The 23,338-nt window shown below is 45.6% G+C and carries 15 protein-coding genes, 10 tRNA genes and 3 rRNA genes; 25 read left to right on the forward strand and 3 right to left on the reverse strand.

All coding sequences use genetic code 11. From position 1 onward, the window contains the following. Position 1 precedes the first annotated feature (1 nt). From manA to ABC765_RS05515, 19 genes are all read left to right on the forward strand, one after another. Entirely contained in the window at positions 2-985 is a 984-nt protein-coding gene (gene manA / locus ABC765_RS05425) for a mannose-6-phosphate isomerase, class I (protein ID WP_347980891.1), read from the forward strand. 41 nt (positions 986-1,026) lie between these two features. Then, positions 1,027-2,472, forward strand: coding sequence for a 6-phospho-beta-glucosidase (locus ABC765_RS05430; RefSeq protein ID WP_347980892.1), 1,446 nt, complete (start codon positions 1,027-1,029; stop codon positions 2,470-2,472). 687 nt (positions 2,473-3,159) lie between these two features. Then, positions 3,160-4,736, forward strand: a 16S ribosomal RNA gene (locus ABC765_RS05435). Between the two features lie 197 nt (positions 4,737-4,933). Next, positions 4,934-7,855: ribosomal RNA gene (locus ABC765_RS05440) — 23S ribosomal RNA — on the forward strand. Between the two features lie 84 nt (positions 7,856-7,939). Beyond that, positions 7,940-8,056: ribosomal RNA gene (gene rrf / locus ABC765_RS05445) — 5S ribosomal RNA — on the forward strand. The 16S, 23S and 5S rRNA genes sit together here with 10 tRNA genes alongside, the layout of an rRNA operon. A 6-nt stretch (positions 8,057-8,062) precedes the next feature. Continuing rightward, a tRNA-Glu gene (locus ABC765_RS05450) sits at positions 8,063-8,134 on the forward strand. Between the two features lie 5 nt (positions 8,135-8,139). Further along, positions 8,140-8,212: transfer RNA gene (locus ABC765_RS05455), tRNA-Val, on the forward strand. A gap of 12 nt (positions 8,213-8,224) precedes the next feature. Beyond that, a tRNA-Gln gene (locus ABC765_RS05460) sits at positions 8,225-8,296 on the forward strand. 10 nt (positions 8,297-8,306) lie between these two features. Further along, positions 8,307-8,380, forward strand: a tRNA-Arg gene (locus tag ABC765_RS05465). A gap of 5 nt (positions 8,381-8,385) precedes the next feature. Then, positions 8,386-8,459: transfer RNA gene (locus ABC765_RS05470), tRNA-Pro, on the forward strand. 11 nt (positions 8,460-8,470) lie between these two features. Next, positions 8,471-8,544 (forward strand) — tRNA-Met (locus ABC765_RS05475). 8 nt (positions 8,545-8,552) lie between these two features. Then, a tRNA-Asp gene (locus tag ABC765_RS05480) sits at positions 8,553-8,628 on the forward strand. Positions 8,629-8,633: 5 nt separating this feature from the next. Then, positions 8,634-8,706 (forward strand) — tRNA-Phe (locus tag ABC765_RS05485). An 8-nt stretch (positions 8,707-8,714) separates the two neighbouring features. Next, positions 8,715-8,795, forward strand: a tRNA-Tyr gene (locus ABC765_RS05490). A 6-nt stretch (positions 8,796-8,801) separates the two neighbouring features. Next, positions 8,802-8,876, forward strand: a tRNA-His gene (locus ABC765_RS05495). 399 nt (positions 8,877-9,275) lie between these two features. Next, positions 9,276-10,277, forward strand: a complete 1,002-nt coding sequence (locus tag ABC765_RS05500) for a PTS sugar transporter subunit IIB (protein ID WP_347953193.1) — start codon at positions 9,276-9,278, stop codon at positions 10,275-10,277. Positions 10,278-10,289: 12 nt separating this feature from the next. Beyond that, positions 10,290-11,096 carry a PTS mannose/fructose/sorbose transporter subunit IIC gene (locus ABC765_RS05505; RefSeq protein WP_006499664.1) on the forward strand — a complete coding sequence of 269 codons (807 nt, stop codon included), beginning with the start codon at positions 10,290-10,292 and terminating at the stop codon, positions 11,094-11,096. 20 nt (positions 11,097-11,116) lie between these two features. Continuing rightward, positions 11,117-12,046: a PTS system mannose/fructose/sorbose family transporter subunit IID gene (locus ABC765_RS05510; protein ID WP_056968390.1), complete on the forward strand. Its 930-nt coding sequence runs from the start codon at positions 11,117-11,119 to the stop codon at positions 12,044-12,046. Positions 12,047-12,056: 10 nt separating this feature from the next. Next, on the forward strand, positions 12,057-12,446 hold the full coding sequence (locus ABC765_RS05515; RefSeq protein ID WP_056968389.1) for a DUF956 family protein: 390 nt from the start codon (positions 12,057-12,059) through the stop codon (positions 12,444-12,446). Positions 12,447-12,559: 113 nt separating this feature from the next. Here ABC765_RS05515 and ndk read toward each other — a convergent pair whose 3' ends face one another. After that, positions 12,560-12,991 (reverse strand): nucleoside-diphosphate kinase, encoded by a 432-nt coding sequence (gene ndk, locus ABC765_RS05520; protein ID WP_347953194.1) that lies wholly within the window; start codon positions 12,989-12,991, stop codon positions 12,560-12,562. Between the two features lie 698 nt (positions 12,992-13,689). Here ndk and ABC765_RS05525 point away from each other — a divergent pair. Further along, positions 13,690-14,538, forward strand: a complete 849-nt coding sequence (locus tag ABC765_RS05525; protein WP_270359853.1) for a hypothetical protein — start codon at positions 13,690-13,692, stop codon at positions 14,536-14,538. 1,250 nt (positions 14,539-15,788) lie between these two features. Here ABC765_RS05525 and ABC765_RS05530 read toward each other — a convergent pair. Beyond that, positions 15,789-16,535, reverse strand: a complete 747-nt coding sequence (locus tag ABC765_RS05530; RefSeq protein WP_347980893.1) for an ion channel — start codon at positions 16,533-16,535, stop codon at positions 15,789-15,791. 491 nt (positions 16,536-17,026) lie between these two features. Here ABC765_RS05530 and ABC765_RS05535 point away from each other — a divergent pair, with 491 nt between their 5' ends. The 5 genes from ABC765_RS05535 (at position 17,027) to ABC765_RS05555 (ending at position 20,231) form a co-directional block, all read left to right on the forward strand. Further along, on the forward strand, positions 17,027-17,359 hold the full coding sequence (locus tag ABC765_RS05535; RefSeq protein WP_347980894.1) for a hypothetical protein: 333 nt from the start codon (positions 17,027-17,029) through the stop codon (positions 17,357-17,359). After that, positions 17,359-17,598 carry a hypothetical protein gene (locus tag ABC765_RS05540; RefSeq protein WP_347980895.1) on the forward strand — a complete coding sequence of 80 codons (240 nt, stop codon included), beginning with the start codon at positions 17,359-17,361 and terminating at the stop codon, positions 17,596-17,598. The genes ABC765_RS05535 and ABC765_RS05540 overlap by 1 nt, the downstream gene beginning before the upstream one ends. Positions 17,599-17,650: 52 nt before the next feature. After that, the gene (locus tag ABC765_RS05545) at positions 17,651-17,902 is read left to right on the forward strand and encodes a hypothetical protein (protein WP_270642173.1); all 252 of its coding nucleotides are present in this window, start codon (positions 17,651-17,653) and stop codon (positions 17,900-17,902) included. Positions 17,903-18,300: 398 nt separating this feature from the next. Further along, entirely contained in the window at positions 18,301-19,560 is a 1,260-nt protein-coding gene (locus ABC765_RS05550) for an exonuclease domain-containing protein (RefSeq protein ID WP_347980896.1), read from the forward strand. Between the two features lie 65 nt (positions 19,561-19,625). Continuing rightward, positions 19,626-20,231 carry a hypothetical protein gene (locus ABC765_RS05555; RefSeq protein WP_347980897.1) on the forward strand — a complete coding sequence of 202 codons (606 nt, stop codon included), beginning with the start codon at positions 19,626-19,628 and terminating at the stop codon, positions 20,229-20,231. A 146-nt stretch (positions 20,232-20,377) separates the two neighbouring features. On the opposite strand, the gene ABC765_RS05560 is transcribed toward ABC765_RS05555, so the two are convergent. Next, positions 20,378-23,293: a YfhO family protein gene (locus tag ABC765_RS05560; RefSeq protein WP_347980898.1), complete on the reverse strand. Its 2,916-nt coding sequence runs from the start codon at positions 23,291-23,293 to the stop codon at positions 20,378-20,380. Between the last annotated feature and the right edge of the window lie 45 nt (positions 23,294-23,338).

The following is a 23,338-nucleotide window of genomic DNA, read 5'->3' on the forward strand; positions in this document are numbered from 1 at the left end:
CATGACAGCAGACGACAAGCTGCTTTTTCTGCAGCCTTATTTTCAAAATAAAATCTGGGGTGGCACCCGTTTGAAGACCGAGTATGGCTATGATATTCCAAGCGATCATACCGGCGAGTGCTGGGCAATCTCGGCACACCAAAATGGACCGGCAGTGGTAATGAACGGTTCATATAAAGGGCAGACGCTGACCGATGTGTTTGCCGCGCATCGTGAATTGTTTGGCAATCAGACTGGTGATCGGTTTCCAATGTTGACCAAGATCCTGGATGCTAAGACTAATCTTTCAGTTCAGGTTCACCCGGATGATGAGTATGCTGCAGTTCATGAACATGAGCTGGGCAAGACGGAATGTTGGTACGTATTGGCAGCTGAGCCTGGCGCGCAGATGATCTATGGTCACCACGCCCAAACCAAGGCTGAGCTGGCCGAGATGGTTGACAAGGGCGAATGGGACAAGCTGCTGCGTTTTGTTCCGGTAAAGCCGGGCGACTTCTTATACGTACCAAGTGGAACCGTTCATGCGATCGGCAAGGGCATCATGGTTTTAGAGACGCAGCAGAGCAGTGATACGACCTATCGCTTCTATGACTGGGATCGTGTTGACCAAACGACTGGCAAAAAGCGGCCGCTGCAGATTAAGGAATCGATGGACTGTACGACGGTGCCTTTCCACGATCCAGTGCTGAACACAGAAGAATACGAGGTTGGCGATGCTAAAGTAACGCGTTTTGTATCAACCAACTACTTTGCCGTCTATCGTTGGCTGCTTAAGAACGGCACGGCCGAATTCAAACGCGGTCAGAGTCCCTACACGCTGGTCTCGGTTCTGGACGGTCAGGGATCAATTAAGGTTGATGGTAAGGAATATCCATTAAAGAAGGGGCAGCACTTCATTATCACTACCCTGGCAGACCAATGGACGATCAAAGGCGATATGATGATTATTGCTTCTGAACCGGGACCAGATTCGCTAAAGGCATAGATTACAAAAAAACAAGTATTATGATGAAAGGATGCGTTTATATGTTTGAACATCAGATGCCCAAAGGATTTCTTTGGGGCGGGGCCGTGGCTGCCAATCAGCTGGAAGGCGCTTGGAATGCGGATGGCAAGGGCCCTTCCGTAATTGACATGATGACGGCTGGGGATGCCGAAACGCCACGTGAAATAACGGATGGCATTCAGCCTGGCAAAAACTATCCAACGCACGAAGCCATTGATTTTTATCATCATTATCCAGAAGATATTAAGCTGATGGCTGAAATGGGCTTTAAGTGTTTTCGAACCTCAATTGCGTGGACGCGTATCTTCCCAAATGGTGACGAAGAACAGCCTAATGAAGCCGGCCTGCAGTTTTATGATGATCTGTTTGATGAATGTCATAAATACGGCATCGAACCTGTTGTAACGCTGCACCACTTTGAGATGCCATGGCATTTGGTTGAAAAGTACGGCGGCTGGCAGTCGCGCAAGGTTATTGACTTCTTTACCCGTTTTGCTGAGGTCTGCTTTAAGCGCTATCAGCACAAGGTTAAGTATTGGATGACATTTAATGAGATCGATAATCAAAGCGCCTTTAACAACGCCTTTTTGATGGCTACCAATTCTGGTATTCTGTTTAAGGAAGGCCAGAATCGTGAGGCAACGATGTATCAGGCCGCTCACTATGAATTGGTTGCCAGTGCGTTGGCGGTTAAGCTGGGACACCGGATCAATCCTGATTTTAAGATTGGCTGCATGATCAACTTTGCTTCGATCTATCCGTTGACCTGCAATCCGCATGACGTTCTCTTGGCCCAAAGAGCTGCCCAGCGCCGCTACTGGTTCAGCGACGTACATGTTTTTGGCGAGTATCCTAAAGAGGTTGAGACCTATCTGGAACAAAAAGGCTATCGTCCAGACATTACGGCTGAGGATCGCGTCGTCTTAAAGGAGGGCACGGTTGACTACCTTGGTTTTAGCTACTACAATTCAATGACCGTTTCGGCAGCAAAGATTGATGCCGATCATTTGACCGATTTAGAAGCAGTCCATGCACCAAACAAGTATCTGCCAAGGACCGCCTGGGGCTGGGAAATCGACCCTGAAGGCCTGCGCTATGGTTTGAACTGGCTGACTGATCGCTATCATCTGCCATTGTTCATCGTTGAAAATGGGATGGGTGCTTACGATAAGGTTGAAGCTGATGGCAGCATTCATGATGACTACCGGATCGACTATCTGAAGAAGCATATTTCTGAAATGGAGAAGGCGGTAGTGCTTGATGGCGTCGATTTGATGGGCTACACGCCTTGGGGATGCATTGACATCGTATCAGCCGGTACCGGTCAGATGTCAAAACGCTATGGCTTTATTTATGTTGATAAGGATGACGATGGCAACGGAACGATGAAACGCTCGCGCAAGGATTCATTCTTCTGGTATCAAAAAGTAATTGAATCCAACGGTGCCGTTTTACAGGCTGACTAAAATCATTGGAACCTGATTTTAAGCAGTAATCAAAATTTATAAGACCAATCAACGACTTGATAAAAATGATGCAGTATTTAAGCTTTCGCTAGGCTGAATGCTGCATCATTTTTAATTTTTGTCAGTCAGTTGCATTTCAGCTTGGCAAACTATCTGCTGATAGGAATTTGATATGCAGCTGGAATACCGATATAAAAAATCAACTGGATATGTCGTTAAAAGTCTGTCGGCATCTTGAAATGGTAATCAAGATTGCAGTAATTGTTGATTGACTGAATTCGGCTGCGGTATCTATAGTTTTCTTGTGTTTCAAGACGAACTGTTGATAAAAATCCGGCTTAGCTAAAATTAATGTAAAAAAGCTATTGACTTAAGCAAGTTTAGTCTGTATAGTTATATATCGTTGTCGCGTTGATGAACACTTAAAAATTCAAAGCCATGTTGCTTGAATTTGTTTGAATTGTCTTCAATGTTTTCGATTAAAAAAGTTCTTGACTTTGAAACGACAACTTGTTAAACTAATAAAGTTGCTTGCTTGAAATGAGTGAGCAACGGTAGACCTTTGAAAACTGAATACAGTTTCGACGAACACAAATGTGCAGGGTCATCAATCATTACAATTGATGCAAAAACATTTGCGAAGTCAATTCGCTTAATTTAAATTTGAGCTTTTCAAGTTCTTATATTTTATATGAGAGTTTGATCCTGGCTCAGGATGAACGCCGGCGGTGTGCCTAATACATGCAAGTCGAACGCGTTGGCCCAACTGATTGAACGTGCTTGCACGGACTTGACGTTGGTTTACCAGCGAGTGGCGGACGGGTGAGTAACACGTAGGTAACCTGCCCCAAAGCGGGGGATAACATTTGGAAACAGATGCTAATACCGCATAACAATTTGAATCGCATGATTCAAATTTAAAAGATGGCTTCGGCTATCACTTTGGGATGGACCTGCGGCGCATTAGCTTGTTGGTAGGGTAACGGCCTACCAAGGCTGTGATGCGTAGCCGAGTTGAGAGACTGATCGGCCACAATGGAACTGAGACACGGTCCATACTCCTACGGGAGGCAGCAGTAGGGAATCTTCCACAATGGGCGCAAGCCTGATGGAGCAACACCGCGTGAGTGAAGAAGGGTTTCGGCTCGTAAAGCTCTGTTGTTAGAGAAGAACGTGCGTGAGAGCAACTGTTCACGCAGTGACGGTATCTAACCAGAAAGTCACGGCTAACTACGTGCCAGCAGCCGCGGTAATACGTAGGTGGCAAGCGTTATCCGGATTTATTGGGCGTAAAGCGAGCGCAGGCGGTTTGATAAGTCTGATGTGAAAGCCTTTGGCTTAACCAAAGAAGTGCATCGGAAACTGTCAGACTTGAGTGCAGAAGAGGACAGTGGAACTCCATGTGTAGCGGTGGAATGCGTAGATATATGGAAGAACACCAGTGGCGAAGGCGGCTGTCTGGTCTGCAACTGACGCTGAGGCTCGAAAGCATGGGTAGCGAACAGGATTAGATACCCTGGTAGTCCATGCCGTAAACGATGAGTGCTAGGTGTTGGAGGGTTTCCGCCCTTCAGTGCCGCAGCTAACGCATTAAGCACTCCGCCTGGGGAGTACGACCGCAAGGTTGAAACTCAAAGGAATTGACGGGGGCCCGCACAAGCGGTGGAGCATGTGGTTTAATTCGAAGCTACGCGAAGAACCTTACCAGGTCTTGACATCTTGCGCCAACCCTAGAGATAGGGCGTTTCCTTCGGGAACGCAATGACAGGTGGTGCATGGTCGTCGTCAGCTCGTGTCGTGAGATGTTGGGTTAAGTCCCGCAACGAGCGCAACCCTTGTTACTAGTTGCCAGCATTCAGTTGGGCACTCTAGTGAGACTGCCGGTGACAAACCGGAGGAAGGTGGGGACGACGTCAGATCATCATGCCCCTTATGACCTGGGCTACACACGTGCTACAATGGACGGTACAACGAGTCGCGAACTCGCGAGGGCAAGCTAATCTCTTAAAACCGTTCTCAGTTCGGACTGCAGGCTGCAACTCGCCTGCACGAAGTCGGAATCGCTAGTAATCGCGGATCAGCATGCCGCGGTGAATACGTTCCCGGGCCTTGTACACACCGCCCGTCACACCATGAGAGTTTGCAACACCCAAAGTCGGTGGGGTAACCCTTCGGGGAGCTAGCCGCCTAAGGTGGGGCAGATGATTAGGGTGAAGTCGTAACAAGGTAGCCGTAGGAGAACCTGCGGCTGGATCACCTCCTTTCTAAGGAATTAATCGGAAACCTGCACATTCGTTGAAACTGCGTTCAGTTTTGAGGGGTCTACCCTCAGCTTGTACTTTGAAAACTAAATAATATTTATTTCTTTATTCACAATTAAACCGAGAACACCGCGTTATTTGAGTTTTATTAACGAAATTAATCGCATACTCAATAACTGAGGTGATCGTAAGATCATCAAGGTTAAGTTATGAAGGGCGCATGGTGAATGCCTTGGTACTAGGAGCCGATGAAGGACGGGACTAACACCGATATGCTTCGGGGAGCGGTAAGTACGCTTTGATCCGGAGATTTCCGAATGGGGAAACCCAATCATCTTAGTCGATGATTGCCTGAGCAGTGAATACATAGCTGTCAGGCGGTAGACGCAGTGAACTGAAACATCTAAGTAGCTGCAGGAAGAGAAAGAAAATTCGATTCCCTGAGTAGCGGCGAGCGAAACGGGAAGAGCCCAAACCAACGAGCTTGCTTGTTGGGGTTGTAGGACTGAACATTTGAGTTACCAAAGTGCGACGTAGTTGAAGTCGTTGGGAAGCGACGCCAAAGATGGTGATAGCCCAGTAAACGAAACGTCACACTCTCAGTTCAGGATCCTGAGTACGGCGGGACACGTGAAACCCCGTCGGAATCCGCGAGGACCATCTCGCAAGGCTAAATACTCCCTAGTGACCGATAGTGAACCAGTACCGTGAGGGAAAGGTGAAAAGCACCCCGGGAGGGGAGTGAAACAGTTCCTGAAACCATGTGCCTACAAGCTGTCGGAGCACATTTACGTGTGACGGCGTGCCTCTTGCAGAATGAACCGGCGAGTCATGATTGCGTGCAAGGTTAAGGTGGAAAAACCGGAGCCGCAGCGAAAGCGAGTCTGAAATGGGCGTACGAAGTACGCAGTTATGTACCCGAAACCAGGTGACCTACCCATGTCCAGGTTGAAGGTGCGGTAAAACGCACTGGAGGACCGAACCCGTATCAGTTGAAAATGGTTGGGATGAGGTGTGGGTAGCGGTGAAATTCCAAACGAACTTGGAGATAGCTGGTTCTCTCCGAAATCTCTTTAGGGGGAGCCTCGAGGTTTAGAATCATGGAGGTAGAGCACTGTTTGGACTAGGGGCCCGTCATGGGTTACTGACTTCAGATAAACTCCGAATGCCATTGATTTTTACTCGGGAGTCACACGGTGAGTGATAAGATCCATCGTGGAAAGGGGAACAGCCCAGATCATCAGCTAAGGTCCCTAAATATATGCTAAGTGGAAAAGGATGTGGAATTGCACAGACAACTAGGATGTTGGCTCAGAAGCAGCCATCATTTAAAGAGTGCGTAATAGCTCACTAGTCGAGTGACTCTGCGCCGAAAATGTACCGGGGCTAAGCATATTACCGAAGCTATGGATGCATCCATCAGGATGCGTGGTAGGAGAGCGTTCCAAGGGCGATGAAGTCAGACCGTAAGGACTGGTGGAGCGCTTGGAAGTGAGAATGCCGGTATGAGTAGCGAAAGACAGGTGAGAATCCTGTCCACCGAATGACTAAGGTTTCCTGGGGAAGGCTCGTCCTCCCAGGGTTAGTCGGGACCTAAGTCGAGGCCGAGAGGCGTAGACGATGGACAACAGGTTGATATTCCTGTACCAGTTGATTGTGCTTGAGTGATGGAGTGACGCAGAAGGCTAAGCGATCCGGACGATTGGAAGTGTCCGGCCAAGCAGCAAGTCAGTTGATGAGTCAAATGCTTATCAGCAGGTTGACAAGCTGTGACGGGGAGCGAAATTATAGTAGCGAAGTCGTTGATGTCACGCTGCCGAGAAAAGCTTCTAGCGAATAATCAACTGCCCGTACCGCAAACCGACACAGGTAGTCGAGGAGAGTATCCTAAGGTGAGCGAGCGAACTCTCGTTAAGGAACTCGGCAAAATGACCCCGTAACTTCGGGAGAAGGGGTGCTGATCGCAAGATCAGCCGCAGTGAAAAGGCCCAGGCGACTGTTTATCAAAAACACAGGTTTCTGCAAAATCGTAAGATGAAGTATAGGGGCTGACGCCTGCCCGGTGCTGGAAGGTTAAAAGGAAGAGTTAGCTTCGGCGAAGCCCTGAATTGAAGCCCCAGTAAACGGCGGCCGTAACTATAACGGTCCTAAGGTAGCGAAATTCCTTGTCGGGTAAGTTCCGACCCGCACGAAAGGCGTAACGATCTGGGCACTGTCTCAACGAGAGACTCGGTGAAATTGAATTGCCTGTGAAGATGCAGGCTACCCGCGACAGGACGGAAAGACCCCATGGAGCTTTACTGTAGCTTGATATTGAGTGCTTGTACTGCTTGTACAGGATAGGTAGGAGCCATAGAAGCCAGGACGCTAGTTTTGGCAGAGGCGCTGGTGGGATACTACCCTTGCATTATGATCACTCTAACCCGCACCACTGATCGTGGTGGGAGACAGTGTCAGGTGGGCAGTTTGACTGGGGCGGTCGCCTCCCAAAAGATAACGGAGGCGCCCAAAGGTTCGCTCAGAATGGTTGGAAATCATTCGCAGAGTGTAAAGGCACAAGCGAGCTTGACTGCGAGACAGACAGGTCGAGCAGGGACGAAAGTCGGGCTTAGTGATCCGGTGGTTCCGCATGGAAGGGCCATCGCTCAACGGATAAAAGCTACCCTGGGGATAACAGGCTTATCTCCCCCAAGAGTCCACATCGACGGGGAGGTTTGGCACCTCGATGTCGGCTCATCGCATCCTGGGGCTGTAGTCGGTCCCAAGGGTTGGGCTGTTCGCCCATTAAAGCGGTACGCGAGCTGGGTTCAGAACGTCGTGAGACAGTTCGGTCCCTATCCGTCGCGGGCGTAGGAAATTTGAGAGGACCTGTCCTTAGTACGAGAGGACCGGGATGGACATACCGCTGGTGTACCAGTTGTTCCGCCAGGAGCATCGCTGGGTAGCTATGTATGGATGAGATAAACGCTGAAAGCATCTAAGCGTGAAACTCGCCTCAAGATGAGATTTCCCATTCCTTATGGAAGTAAGACCCCTCAGAGATGATGAGGTAGATAGGATGGAAGTGGAAGTGCCGCGAGGCATGGAGCGGACCATTACTAATCGGTCGAGGACTTAACCAAGTTTAGGGTGTTTCGATTGAACGTGAGAAGAATAGATATTGTTTAGTTTTGAGAGTGCAAGCTCTCAATCCTGAAAAGGATTAGTGTGGTGATGATGGCTTGAAGGATACACCTGTTCCCATGCCGAACACAGAAGTTAAGCTTCAACGCGCCGAAAGTAGTTGGGGGATCGCTCCCTGCGAGGATAGGGCATTGCCATGCTGATATGACCCATTAGTCAAGCGGTTAAGACACCAGCCTTTCACGCTGGTATCGTGGGTTCGAATCCCGCATGGGTCATTATTGGAGGATTAGCTCAGTTGGGAGAGCATCTGCCTTACAAGCAGAGGGTCACAGGTTCGAGCCCTGTATCCTCCATTTGATAAATATTGGGCTATAGCCAAGTGGTAAGGCAACGGTTTTTGGTACCGTCATGCGCTGGTTCGAACCCAGCTAGCCCAATAATGATTCTGCACCCATAGCGCAATTGGATAGAGTGTCTGACTACGAATCAGAAGGTTGAAGGTTCGACTCCTTCTGGGTGCATTTTTCGGGAAATAGCTCAGCTTGGTAGAGCACCTGGTTTGGGACCAGGGGGTCGCAGGTTCGAATCCTGTTTTCCCGATTTAGAATTATCGCGGTGTAGCTCAGCTGGCTAGAGCGTCCGGTTCATACCCGGGAGGTCGAGGGTTCGATCCCCCCTGCCGCGATTATTCTTGGTCCGTTGGTCTAGTTTTGGTTAGGACGCATCCCTGTCACGGATGAGATCACGAGTTCGAGTCTCGTACGGACCGTAAATGGCTCGGTAGCTCAGTTGGTAGAGCAACGGATTGAAGCTCCGTGTGTCGGCGGTTCGATTCCGTCCCGCGCCATTTATTATGGAGGAGTAGCGAAGTGGTTAAACGCGACGGTCTGTAAAACCGTTCCTTCGGGTTCGGCGGTTCGAATCCACCCTCCTCCACTTATGGCGGTATTGGTGAAGTTTGGTTAACACATCGGTTTGTGGGTCCGACATGCGTGGGTTCGAATCCCACATACCGCCTCTGTAAAAAGACCATGTTCAAGTAAATTGGACATGGTCTTTTTTTGCATAATTTTGTGAATAAAAATTTCAAATCTGGTTCTGGATTAGTTGCAAGCGGTTGCTTCAATTCATGACAAGCGCTTGCAGAAAAAATTTTTTTGATCGACATGATAGGGCTCATCAGCGCTTATTTTGCATGGCTTTAGAGAATCTTAAATACAATTGAACGTTTAATGGTACATTGTCAAATTGAATAAGAGGTGGTAATTTATATAAGAACGCGCTTACATAATATTGGTAAGTGGGATTTTTAAAAGGGAAGTGATGAATATTTACTTCATGACCAGATGTTTTTATAAACTGTGGTCAAAGCTGTAGATCAATTTGGAATAATTTGATAGTGATAGAGGGATTCATATGGTAGGAATTGTATTAACAAGTCATGGTGGCTTTGCTGACGGGATCAATCAATCGGCGGAAATGATCTTTGGTCAGCAGCAGGATGTGGCGCATGTAATTTTGAAGCCGGATGAGGGACCGGATGATATTCATGCCAAGCTTGAAAATGCCATTAAGGACTTTTCAGATCAAGAGCAGGTTTTATTTTTAGTTGACTTGTGGGGTGGCACGCCATTTAATCAAGCCTCGAGTCTGTTTGAAAAGCATCAGGATACCTGGGCAATCGTAACGGGAATGAACCTGCCGATGGTGATTGAAGCATTGGCCTCGCGAATGACCATGAACTCAGCCCGAGAAATTGCTACACATATCGTTGAAACGGCGAAGGATGGCATCAAGACCTTGCCAGAAGAACTGATGCCAAAGGCTAAGGCACCAGCTGCACCAGCCAGTGCCAAGCCAGCCGTCAAGGGAGCTATTCCAGAAGGCACCGTTATCGGCGATGGTAAGATCAAATACGTTCTGGCACGGGTTGATTCGCGACTTTTGCATGGTCAGGTGGCAACCGGCTGGACCAAGGCAACCAATCCAAATCGTATTATCGTCGTTTCTGACAATGTCGCCAAAGACAAGCTGCGCAAGAATATGATCAAACAGGCAGCTCCAACCGGCGTTCATGCCAATACGGTGCCCATTGCCAAAATGATCAAGGTTGATAAGGATCCGCGGTTTGGCGATACGCGGGCCATGCTGCTGTTTGAAACGCCAGAGGATGCCTTGCGTGCTATTGAAGGCGGAGTCGGCATCAAAGAGCTTAATATCGGCTCAATGGCCTATTCAGAAGGGAAGGTCAACGTGAACCAGGTCTTGGCCATGAACCAAGAAGACGTTGATACCTTCAGAAAGCTCAAACAGCTGGGAATTAAGTTCATTGTCAAAAAGGTTCCCTCCAGCAATGCAGAAGACATGGATGCTTTGCTGGACAAGGCTCAAAAGCTGATCGATGAACAAAAGAAATAAGGGGTTTTGATTATGTCTGCGATTTCAATGATTTTAGTTGTGATTGTGGCATTTTTGGCTGGTATGGAAGGTGTTTTGGATGAATTTCAATTCCATCAGCCACTGATTGCCTGCACATTAATTGGTTTAGTAACTGGCCATTTGGTTCCCTGCGTCATGCTGGGCGGCTCTTTGCAGATGATTGCCCTGGGCTGGGCCAACATCGGCGCTGCGGTGGCACCGGATGCAGCCTTGGCAGCCGTGGCCTCAACGATTATTTTTATTCAAAGTGGCGGTGAGATCAAACAGATCGGAACGGCGATTGCAGTTGCCATTCCTTTGGCGGTAGCTGGCTTATTCTTAACGATGATCGTTCGGACGATTTCCGTTGCAATTATTCATATCATGGACAAAGAAGCCGCTAAAGCAAACTTCCGCGGTGTTGATCTGTGGCAGATGCTGGCCGTCAGTCTCCAAGGGCTGCGGATTGCGATTCCAGCAGCAGCCATGCTGTTCGTTCCTGCCAGTGCCGTCCGCGCCTTTCTGGGATCCATGCCGGCCTGGCTGACTGATGGGATGACGATTGGTGGTGGAATGGTGGTTGCCGTTGGTTATGCAATGGTTATCAACATGATTGCCAGTCGAGAAGTATGGCCGTTCTTTATGATTGGTTTTGCCTTGGCTGCCGTTTCAGAACTTACCTTGATCGCAATTGGGGCGATTGGTCTGGCATTAACGCTGATGTACCTGTCTTTGGAATCCAAGGGCGGTTCTGGCAGCAATGGCGGCTCGGGCAGCGATACCGGCGATCCATTGGGCGACATTTTAGATGACTATTAAAATCAAGGGAGCGACTGATTATGGCAGATAAGACGGAAAACAAAATTAAACTATCCAAGCGTGATCGCTGGGACGTCTGCTGGCGCTCAACGTTCATCCAGGGATCATGGAACTATGAACGAATGCAAAATGGCGGTTATGCCTACGCAATGATTCCCGCCATTAAAAAGCTTTACAAGAACAAGGACGATCAGGCAGCAGCTTTGAAGCGCCATCTGGAATTCTTCAACACGCACCCTTATCTGGCCTCGCCAATCATTGGGGTTACCCTGGCGTTGGAAGAAGACAAGGCTAACGGGGCTGCTGTTGATGACGTTGCTATTTCAGGGGTCAAGGTCGGCATGATGGGACCATTGGCAGGTGTCGGGGACCCAGTCTTTTGGTACACGGCACGGCCAATTATTGCTGGTCTGGGGGCCTCAATGGCAATTTCTGGCAATATCGTTGGACCAATCCTGTTCTTCTTGATTTGGAACGCAATGCGGATTGCCTTTATGTGGTACACGCAGGAATTTGGCTACCATGCCGGCTCTAAGATCACGGATGACGTTTCTGGCGGTCTTTTGCAAAAGGTAACGCGTGGCGCGGCCATGATGGGGATGTTTATCTTAGGGACCTTGATTGAGCGCTGGGTTACGATCAAGTTTACGCCAGTCGTTTCCAAGACGCCGCTGCAAAAAGGCGCCTACATTGACTGGAGCAAGCTGCCAAACAATATTCATTCGGTACAAAAAGTATTGACTGAATGGAACATGGGCAAGGGCCTGTCATTGACCAGCTACAAGGTTACGACGCTGCAGGATAATCTGGACCAGCTGATTCCTGGGCTGGCTGGACTGCTGCTGACGTTCCTTTGCATGTGGCTGCTTAAAAAGCGGGTCTCGCCAATCGTTATTATCATTGGCTTGTTTGTCTTAGGGATCTTGGGTCACGTCTGCGGCCTGCTGTAAGGTGAGTGAAATGGTTGAATCAATCAATGCCAAAGTCGAATACGTAACGGACGGCACATCTTTTATGGGGCCCGTATCATATGGCAAGATTATGATTGGCGATCGCGGCTTTGAATTTTATGATGACCGTGACGTCCGCAATTTTATCCAGATTCCCTGGGATGAGATTGACCTGGTAATTGCCTCATTGGTATTTGGCGGGCATTGGATTCCTCGCTTTAAGATTCGAACCCGGCATAACGGTGAGTTCATCTTTGCTGCCAAGAATACCAAGGCAACTTTGCGCGCTGTCCGCAAACACGTTGATCCTCAGCATATGGTCAGAGCGTTGACGTTTACGCAGAAACTAAAGCGTGGCTGGCAGGGGATGCGCAACAGCCGCAAGCATTCAACAAAATAAACGATTGATTGGCACAAGAGAAAAGGCGTCTTAAGACTGATTCAAGGGTCTTGAGGCGCCTTTATTGCAATCAAAAATCCCGACTCTAAGTATCAAGTCGGGATTGAAATCAATTAGAATTTAAATTCGGGAAACCAGATCTTAATCTCACGCGCTGCGCCATCAACGGTGTCAGAAGTGTGAATAACGTTTCGCAAAACGCCATCTGGCCATTCACGACCAAAGTCACCACGAATCGTCCCCCATTCAGCTTGACCAGGATTGGTAGCCCCGGCCATGTTGTGAATGGCTTCAACGACATTGGTTCCAGAAACGACCATGCCGACGATTGGCCCTTCCATCATGTAAGTAAGAATTTCCGGCCAGAACGGTTTGTCAGTCTTATCGTAATAGTGGCGCTCAAGTTCATCTTCAGTAGCGTTGATCATCTTCAGCGCTTCAATCCGATATCCCTTGCGTTCGATGCGAGTAATAATATCGCCGATGTGACGCGTCTTTACGCCATCCGGTTTTACTAAAACCAAAGTGTATTCATCTTCGACCATATTAGCGGCCTCCCTTTAACAAACTATGTTATTAGCATATCATATCGCTTACTTTTGTCAAGAAATCGCTTTCAAATTAAATGATTTTTCCTTTCGTGTGGTTAAACGACAGGCTTTCGAATTTTCAAAATGAGGAACTTATTTTTATGCCAAGGCTAAATACTTGAAAATAAGGCGAGAATCAGTAGAATTAAACCAGCATAGTTAGTCAGAGAATGATAGCCGGTTTTAGGACGAATTGGCTAAAATCGTGATTAGATGATTGGTAAAGAGAGAATCAGCAGCTGCCTGATACTGTTGAATCAATAACGGCGCATCCGATGTTCAGTTTTGAACTCGGATGCGCTGTTTTCTTTTGAAATAAACCAATACAACGTAAATGATGAATTGTGAATAGTGAATTGTAAAAAATAAATAGTTAACAATAGGCATAATAATAGTGGAAAACATTGATATTAAGACATTTCATCTATTCCTCAGCAACCTTTAGCAATGTAAATAGTGAATTATAAATAATGAATTGTGAACAGTGAATTATGAATAGTGAATTGTTGATTGATAAAAAGACGTTTGTTAAGTTTAATGATTTTAACGGTTGCGCACTGATGACTTAGATCTTGAATGTTTTGCCTAATTTCTCTAGCCAGCAAATCTAATAATCAACTATAATTAAATCAAACCATGCGGAAGGTGAGACTATGACAAGTTTATTAATGATGTCTGACGGCTGGGGGCTTTTTTGCCTTTTGGTATTGGGATTGTTTTTAATGCTGGCGGTCGGCTTTTTATGGGGTGATTTTTGTCGACGGATGCGGCGTCACCGACTAGACGTGCTGTCGCAGCGGCATCCGATCTCTTGGCAGATTCTCCCGCTGGATTCGCCTGAGGCACTGCGCGGCTTGCGTATCTTTAACGGATTTCACAAAACGCTTGAAGCTGCCAGCGAGCATCTGGCCAATAATAACCGCGATGCAGCTAAGGGAATCATGGATCAGTACATGACGCCATTGGAATCCAAAGCCTTTTTGCGGGAATGCGAGCAGCGTGTGTATGAAAGTCGGCGCGAATTAGATATGCAATTGGATCTGGTGCGCTGTCGTGAAGTCAAGCTGGAAGGCCAGCGAACGATTTTTGAGCTGACGACGCGTCAAAATGGTCACGAGCAGCGTCCTGACGGCAAACCGGCTGCTGTTAGCTATGAACGGGTTGATACGTTTATCTGGGATGAGACTCATGAAAAAATGCTGCGAATCTGGCGAGGCGGGGCCACTGGTCAGGAACTTGAAATCTGGATCTCGCAGTTTGTCTACCCTTACGGCAAATACTGGCAACGGATGCGTAATGCTGCTTTGGCTGTTGCCGTACTGCTGATCGTGGCTGCTTTTGTAGTCGGCATTTGTTTTGGCAGCTGGCCGATCAAGAGTTGGGAGCCAATCGTCTGGGCCTGCATCATGCTTTACGTTGGACTTGGTCTGCTGTTTTCGCCTTTGATCAATTCAGATCGGGATGCAGCGGCTGAAGAATATGTCCGTTATTTGAAACGATAATTTAATACACGCTTTATTAAATTATGTTTAATAAATTTATGATGGGTTTTTAATCAACGTAATATGTCGTATAATTAACTTAACTGGTAGTCAGTTAATAATGTCAAAAATGTCCTGCTCGATCAATGCAATGTCATTAAGCTGCGAGCTTGACAAAATCATTAACTATTTAAGGTCATCTGATTAGTGAGTCATTCACTTATGGACGGCCTTTTTGTTTTGGCCAAACAGCATCGACAGTAACTGTTTTCTAGTTTTCGTGAAGCAGGAAATGGGTGCAGCTACCTATAGCGTTCGCGCAGGATTCACCCGTTGCTGCGGGATTTCTACACCCGATAATTTTGGTAATGCTTCACTCAATATCAACAGCATTAATTTACGTTAACTAAAAGCAGCAAAACCAATGCAGACCAATAATCCAGCGAGGTTAACGTCGATAAAATACTGATTATCATTGGCAGCAGCGAAACGATCGAATTTATCAAGGCGGTGAGGTTCTTATCATCAGCTGGAATTTGTAAGGCCCGCGTTTGCCATTAGTGGTGCGGTGCAATACTGCCTTGTCATGATTGATTGGTTCGTTCCAAATCATGCTGGTGTGTCGAGCGCTGCTTTGTGAAGGAAATTGAGTCATGGCCAGCTTCGGGGAGAGAAATTACCTACTTGACGCGGATTTCGGGCCGGAAGTAGGTAAATGAATATTCAACCAGCTTAACTTTACCTACTATGGGCGATTTTTTTCCAAATCGTAGGTAAAAATGCATATTTTCAAGTTGATTGGATCAGACCGACTTAGTGAATTACCTACTATTACGCGCTTTTTATCAAATAATAGGTAATGTTAGGGATCCCTAACTTGATATACACTAATTTTTACCTACTATGCATCGGATTTTTGAAAAAAGTAGGTAATGAGATTTTTGTCATATGTTTTATGCATGATATTCTGTATAATGGCACGACTAAAGAAACGATGCTGATTATAACAGGAGAGTGAATAGATTTAACGAGCTGTCAAATATTTACGATGGCATAAGAAGTGAAATGATTTATAACAGCAAGGCCTGCCCAGGGAAACTTGTCTTAGAAGCTTGATAAAACAACGTTAGGCAGCAGTTATATATCAAATGGACTCATATAAAAAGGCTTGACTGCAGGAAAATTCTGCAGCCAAGCCTATTACTGAATTTTATTTATCATATATTTTTGGAAGGAAACAGTGCCTATAAAATGTTCGATACGGTACTTTTTTATTTAGCGTCATGGTGCTGTTGTTCTTTTAGCATCTGTTTGATTTCCAACAGTTCCTGATGCAGCTGCTTATTTTCAGCGTGCAGCTTGGCGATTTCTTTTTTAGTGACCTCATGCGGATTGGTTGGTTCAAAATAAGTGGTGATCGTGCTGGTCAAAAGTCCAATGATGCTGACGCCAACGACCATCAGCAAAACTGCGGCAATTCGTCCCCAGAGCGTAGTCGGCGAGACATCACCATAGCCCACGGTTGAAACAGTCGTCAAAGCCCACCAAAAGGCCGTTGAAAACGAAACGCCCTCTGAGATGCTGTACATGCCGGCCGCGATAAAGAGAATTCCACAGCTGAGGTAAAGGTAGTAGATCAGACCATCCGTGTGAAAGAATCGTTTTAAGCGGACCGTCAGACCAACCAAGCGCAAAAGCCGCAAGACGCGCAGCATGTGAAAGACGCGGGCGACACGGGCAAAACGGAACAGCGTGAAGATTGAGTTGGTCGGGATGATTGAGAGCAGATCCCAGATGTTTTCCTTGAAAAATTGAATTTTGTCTTTTGCAATTGCCAGACGTGCAAAGTAGTCAACCACCAGAATCGCCCAGATACCGCGATCGATCCAAACGTAAGGCGACTGGCTGAGATTAATGGCATGAGCGCAGTCAAACAACAGCAGCAGAATTGAAACTAAGGCGATCAGCGCGATAAATAGCTGATAGAGTAACAGAATTTTGTGTTTGCGAGGATTCATAGTTAATTTTCCCAATAGTATAGTAATTAATTAAATAATAATTCGTTTGTGGCCAGGTGACAATAGTTTGGCGTGATCAACGCTTCAATTTTGCATTGAATTTTATAGGTTGTATTCCCTATGTATGTGGGGTGGTCTTAGACTTTCCTATGAATTTGTAACTTTTTAACAGAAAAAACGATAAGAATTTGATTAAAGCTGGCAAGATAGACAAAACTGTGCACATTAAAAGTGATCGCTATTATTATTTAATTGCTGGATATGTAATGCCTTATTCAATAAACGTGGCATTACGAAGCTTGTTTCCGCATTGAAGAACCCAGCTTACATTTATAAAGGAGCGGATGCGCGTGGCAACGTTGCAAAAATGTATATTGAGAAAGGGAATGACAATGATAGCTTGATTGTCATAACTAGAGATGAGATAATTACGGCGTATAAACCAGTAATGAGATATGTTGGTAGGAAAAAGCGATTGGAGGAAAAGCTTTATGAACGAGAGAGATAAGGAAATCGTTTTTTGGCCAGCAACTTATGACTTAGATGATGATGTACCGGCAATTGATATCGGCTTTAAGTGGATTCACAATGCCATGTATGTAGATGAAATTGAATTGCCTAAAGAAACGAAGTCAACAATTATGCTTGAGCGAAATAGTAACGATGAGATTGGTAAAATCCAAGTTGTAGACCCAGAAAATTTTTTGGCTGCAAAGTGCACCGATAACATCGAGGTTAATGGGTATAATGTGAAGCAATTGGTAAGAGAAGCGCTTGACTATTTCCAAAAAGCAGATAACCCATATGAGGATGTATATTTATAATGAGCAAGATGGTAATGAAATACTTCAATTTAGTTGAGAATAATAACGAGTCGCTGTATAAAATTGATTATGATTTAGGTACTATGTATGTTTGTTTTGATAAAACTAAGCATGAGTATACTGTTACTGGTGACCGTCCTTACTCTGCTACAGATGAAATATCAATTGTTAAACCGATTACCCAGGCCATCAAACGTCATTCCACACTTCCCCAAGGAGTAGTCAGTGGTTTAGGATAATATTGGGGTGTTGAGCCAGTATATAAAGGCGAAATAGAAGGAAGGGTTGATGATGGCTGATGCTAAGGACTTAGACAAATTCAAGGAGCGTTTAGAAATATGCGATGAAATTGAGTTTGATTTGAATGGCCAATCGTGGAACCTTGAACCAGTATATAAAGGCGATGATCAGGTTGCTTGGGAACTGTATCAACGCGATCCAAAATATGACCAAACGATTAATACAATAGATCCTAATGAAATTTTGAGGGTAAAAATTGATGGGAAACCATTGATCGATCAATGGTCAAAAGTTAAATGTTGAGCGTCTGTCGAATAGGATAGGCGCTTTTATTATGGCTTTTGCGGCATATTCTCATTTCGAAATTAATCGAAGCGATCAAAACAACAAAACATTGATAAAATGGCAAATTATTTTCATATCTCAACGGACTATTTGCTTAGTAGAAAAACGCAGACAACGTAGATTTAGACGAGGCTATCAATAACGCAATGAGTTTTGACGGCAGGAGCACGATGGTAAGTGACGAAACAGCTTTGGAAAGCATATTTAGCCATTAAAGAATAGGTGGTGTGTATGAACGACATGGATTTGTATAACGCAATCATGACAATAGGGCTTAAAATGGAATGTGGAGCTTGTTAAGAAAGTCATAGCTGAGTATTGATAGGAATTGTTGGTGAGGAAAATTGAATAGGATATTGTACAAGCTTAAAAATGCTATTTTATTTCTCGCTGTATATATTGTCATATTTTTCATAACAATGTTTATCAACGAGAACCTAGCAGCTGTAATGTTGGCAGGAATAGTAATTGGTGTTCCAATATATCTAGGTTACTTGCTGTTGGAAACCGTTAAGTATTTCATGAATAAAAAAAACACGAATGTTATATCGTCACAACAAGCGCCACTGCAGACACGTAGACGGAATAGAGACAAGCAAGTGCCTAAACGTAACTCTGATAGTAGTGTTCAAACTAATCATGTAAGCCAAAAGGTTCAGGCACATGAAAGCCGTCAAGCAACTACACCAATTGGCAAAAACTCAGTAAAACCAGTAAATGATGAAACGACATTACCTAAGGAAACACCAAAGCAAGCAATCGTTGAAACCAATGTGCACCCTATTAAGATGGCACGGCGAACTGATAAGCCAACGGTACACCATCTCCGAAGAAAGCTTAAGGATTTCGTCGTTATCGATATTGAAACAACCGGCCTTCAAAGAGACGCTAAAATAATTCAGCTTTCTTCTGTCAAATACAAGAAAGACGAATTGGTTGATACGTTCAACAGGTACATAAACCCTGGTATACCAGTACCTGCTGATGTATCGGCAATTACCGGAATAACCGATCAGCTATTGCAAGACGCGCCTACCTTTGATGAAGTTGTCAGTGATTTTGTGGATTTTGTTGGTGATTTGCCTTGGATTGGTCATAATATCAATGGCTTTGATATTCCAAAATTAATCAACAACGGGTTGCCTTTAACTGAAGTAAGTACTATTGATACTCTAAGGCTTGCCAGAAAGAAACTAACTAATCTATCTCATCATAGCTTGGAAATTCTAAAACATTACTACGGAATTAAGAACAAATCACACAATGCCTTAGAGGACTGCAAAACAAATGCAATTGTCTATCAGCGTTTACGTGATGATATTTTGGAACAAGTTGAAGCTGACTATTCTGATATTGTTCAAACATTAGCTGGGCTGAATTTTGCTATATCCGGTTATTTTTCTGGCTACAGTCGTGCTGATGTTAAAGAAATAATAATGTCACATGGCGGGAAAGTTAAATCAACAGTGACCAAGGATACAAATTATCTTGTTGATGGAACGCAGACTAGTGACAAACTGACTGACGGCGTTCATAGTGGAAAAGAACTAAAAGCCCAAAAATATGGGACTAAAATGATTGGCATCACCGAGCTAAAAGAAATGGCTAATGGTTGATAGTTGTTGCTTAATTATTGGGAAAACGTGATTGACGTTAAAAGCTGCTATTGGGAGTGTAAAAAATGAAATTGTTTTTGCTGGTTATTGTAGTTATTAGCTTTTTCTTAGCACTTGGTGGAGTACGTTCGCTTTATAAGCATCAGTATGAAGATGGCACCGGTGGATACGTGCTTATTTTTACTATCATTTCAGCACTAGTCTGTTTTGGGGCCTATAAGTTGGACGTACATCTTGCCGACACATCAGCAAGTGCTAAAACGGAACAAAATTCTAGCGATCACTATTGCCTGATTGGTCACAAAATCGTTAAATCACAGGTCAAGTCGCAAAATGGCGGATTGTACTACATCGATAAGGTTGATCCTAACATTCACTATTTTATTGATGACAGCCATAAAGTAACGGCAATCAAATATATGTATGAGCCAAACCACAAGCCGGGTCATTCAGCAGTTATTGAGCTCTCGGCTCTCTTAAACGACAAACATCTTAAGTTTACTAATGACAAGCAGTCAGACGATGATTTTTATCCATCGTCAAGCGATAAGACGTTTAATGTCTACTCGCCTAAGTACAAAAAGTGGTATCACGCAACCCTGCAATTTGACGGCAAGGACAAGGTATCGCAATTCAGCGTTTGGGAAGGTAAATCCGATGACGCGGAGTAAATAAAAAGGTCCGGTGTATTCCCCAAGTATATAGAGACAGTCTGCTTAACAGAAACCAATTGATAACCAAAATAGCGCTATATCAAGCTTTGAAGCCTGGTATAGCGCTATTGGCAGTTTTAGACCTGTTGATCGAACTGTTACCGTTATGCTGAAGCTTTGTTGGCACCGTGACGTTTGATCAGCCAACTGGCAACTGCAGCCAAAAGCATCCAGATCAAACCAAACAGACTGATTTTGCAGCCAAGAGCCAAACCTGGTACGTGGTAGTGCAGGACAACGCGATGAGTTCCCGCAGGCAGGCGCAGACCGACAAAAGCCTGATTAGTCCGCAACAGAGTGGTTTTTTTGCCATCAACGGTTGCCGTCCAGCCCGTTGAATAAGGAATCGAAGAAGTCAGAATACCGACCCGCGAAGTCGTAATCGTTCCCGAAAGCTGATTGCGCTTGAATTTAACGTTTTTAAGCGCATGTTTTTGAATCTGGCGAACTTCTTGATTGTATTTGGTCCCCAGTTTTTCGGCAACTACTTGATACTGCCATTGATAGGTCCCCAGCTTAGAAGGCTTGAGAGTCAAAGAAGTCGGCATTCCTTTAGCAAAGTAGCCAATATTCATCGTACCGTTTTTAACCAGCTTGAAAAATGAAAGCTTGCTTTGCTTAGGCTGTTCTATAGTTTCGGAACCTAAACGACTGGAAATCTTGACGGCAAAACTCATATCAGGTGAACCGTTCAGAATATGGTAGCGCCAGAATTTATACTGGTTAAAACGATGATTGACGATATCGCCTGGATTGGTGGACTGCTGCTCTTCATGCTTTTGCTCATAGGCAATCTGCTGTTTCATTGAAAACGGCTGATACTTGATCGAGGCAAACTCAACGTGCAGTTCGCTGTCTTTGAGCTGTTTTTTGAATGCCTTGCTGGTCAACTGCGGCAGCTGCAGCTGATAGGTTTCCAGACTGTCAGTATATTTAAGACCGGTTGACTTGATCTTGTTCAAACGATTTGAAACCAGCTGCGACTTAAGTTTGATAACGTTGCCCTTCAAATTGGCAGTCTTCATTCCGTTAGTGGCGCCGTTGTTTTTAGAGCTGACCGTAACCCCACTGGCCAGGGAACGTTCTTTGGCTGTAGGCGACAGCTTCTGGTAGGTCTTTTGACTGATGTATGAATCCTGCCAATAAAGCAGCGGAAAGGCATTATTCGTCTGATAGCGATTAGTCGTGGTTGGAACCAGCTGCGTCTGATCGGTCGGGTTAGTAGGCTGCCCGACGTCATAGTTGATTTTGGGTTCCGTAGTGGCATCAAGGAAATAGCCGCCTGGAATCTTATTAGCGTTCTCGCTGTTGCTTTGCACGAACAGATACTTGACGCCAAAGAAATTATTCAAAACGGTTCGGTCATCAACCTGACGCAAAGGGACGTTGGCTTGATACTGAGTGTTTTGCAGTGAGGTGCTGAACTGCCCCAGGTACTTGTTTTGCAGAGAGTAGTATGAATCGATATTGTGCATCCCTGAGGTCAGATCATTATCCAAAAGCCCACCGGAAGTAATCTGATTGTTGGAGATCGTGGAGACCCGGAAAAACGAGCCGTCGTTTAAGCCTTTTTCCAAGCCGCCATAGCGATTTTGAGCAATCGACTGATACTGGCCGCGCACCAATGTACTGTTGGCAAAATTACCGTTATAAGGCGTACCGACATACAGCGCGTTGCAGGCAGCGTTGGCCAAAATAATCGTAACCAGCCAGCGATCAGGATGCGGCGTGCCATGCAGGTTAATGATCCAAAGCATTAACAGCGACATGATCAAAAAGATGATCGGCATAAACATGGTCGTATCGTTTTGGAAAATATAGGTTGCCACCAAGACGACCAGATAGATGCCGGTTGCGCTGGTTAAGATCCAAAGCGTATGCCGGTCAAGACGGGTCGCATTCTGCAAAAGCAGGCAGACCGTCATGGCAATCGGCAGATAGATCAGCAGCGTCCAGCGATTGGAGGCCGCCATCATGCCATTGAAAAATGCCCCCACTGCCGGAATCAGCAGCATAACCAATGCCAGTGCCAGACTGATTGATAAAAGCGGAAATTCGCGGGTTCGCGTATAAAGATAAACGATCGCGATAAAAGCAATGCTGACCAAGCCTAATGCCGACCAGAACATAAACGTCCACTGGTCACCATTGATCAGCTGTTTGGGCAGAAACAGGTAGTAGTAGAGCGGATAGTGTTTAAGACCATTGGCAAATTCAGAACCGGCGCGAGTGGAATTCATAACGGCCATGATTTCTGGAACCAAAAGGCAGGCCGCGACTAGAATACTGGTGATTGCGGCAAAGGCCAGCTTAGCCAGGGTTTTGCCGTAGCTAAGCGTGGTTCGATAATGAGTTGCCACGCGGAGTACCAGATAGATAAAAGTGCCAATTCCTAAAACATACGCTAGATAGTAGTTGTTGATCAGCATCCACAAAAAAGCCAAGGTAAGCGGCCAGGCTGAGCCGTTTTGCAAGACTCGCTCAAGCTGGACGACTAGAATCGGAAACAGAATAAACGTCGTCATGAAAAACGGCTGGGCGATGCTGGCATACAACAGGTATGAGTTCACCATATAGACTACGGCACCACCTAGAATAACGTGGTCGCGAAAAGAAAAATGGCCAGCAAACCAGCAGAACGTCAAACCGACAAAATACGTCCGCAAAACGGTAATGACTTGATAGGCCAGCGTTAGTTTAGCTGCTGGGAATAATAATGCCAGATAGGCGAAAACATCACCAATCGTATAGTAGGAAAAGACCTGGAAAGTATCGGTGCCCAGCCCCATGTTCCAAGACCACCAGTTTAATGGCCGTGTTGGATGATGGAGCCAGCCCAGGACGATTTTACGATATTCGCCGAGCAGCGGTACGTGCTGATTTAAGGCATCCTTATTCCAGATCAACGTATGTCCGGTGATAGCATAGCTGCCGAACATGCACAGCGCAATCAAGGCAAACATTACCGTATATTTTAGATACAGCATGCGATGATCACGCTTTTCGAATGAGAAGTTCATTGAAATTGCTCCTTAAAATAAAAAGTACACCCTTCTATTCTACTA

It is taken from the genome of Limosilactobacillus sp. WILCCON 0051 (genome assembly GCF_039955095.1).
Classification (GTDB): domain Bacteria; phylum Bacillota; class Bacilli; order Lactobacillales; family Lactobacillaceae; genus Limosilactobacillus; species Limosilactobacillus allomucosae.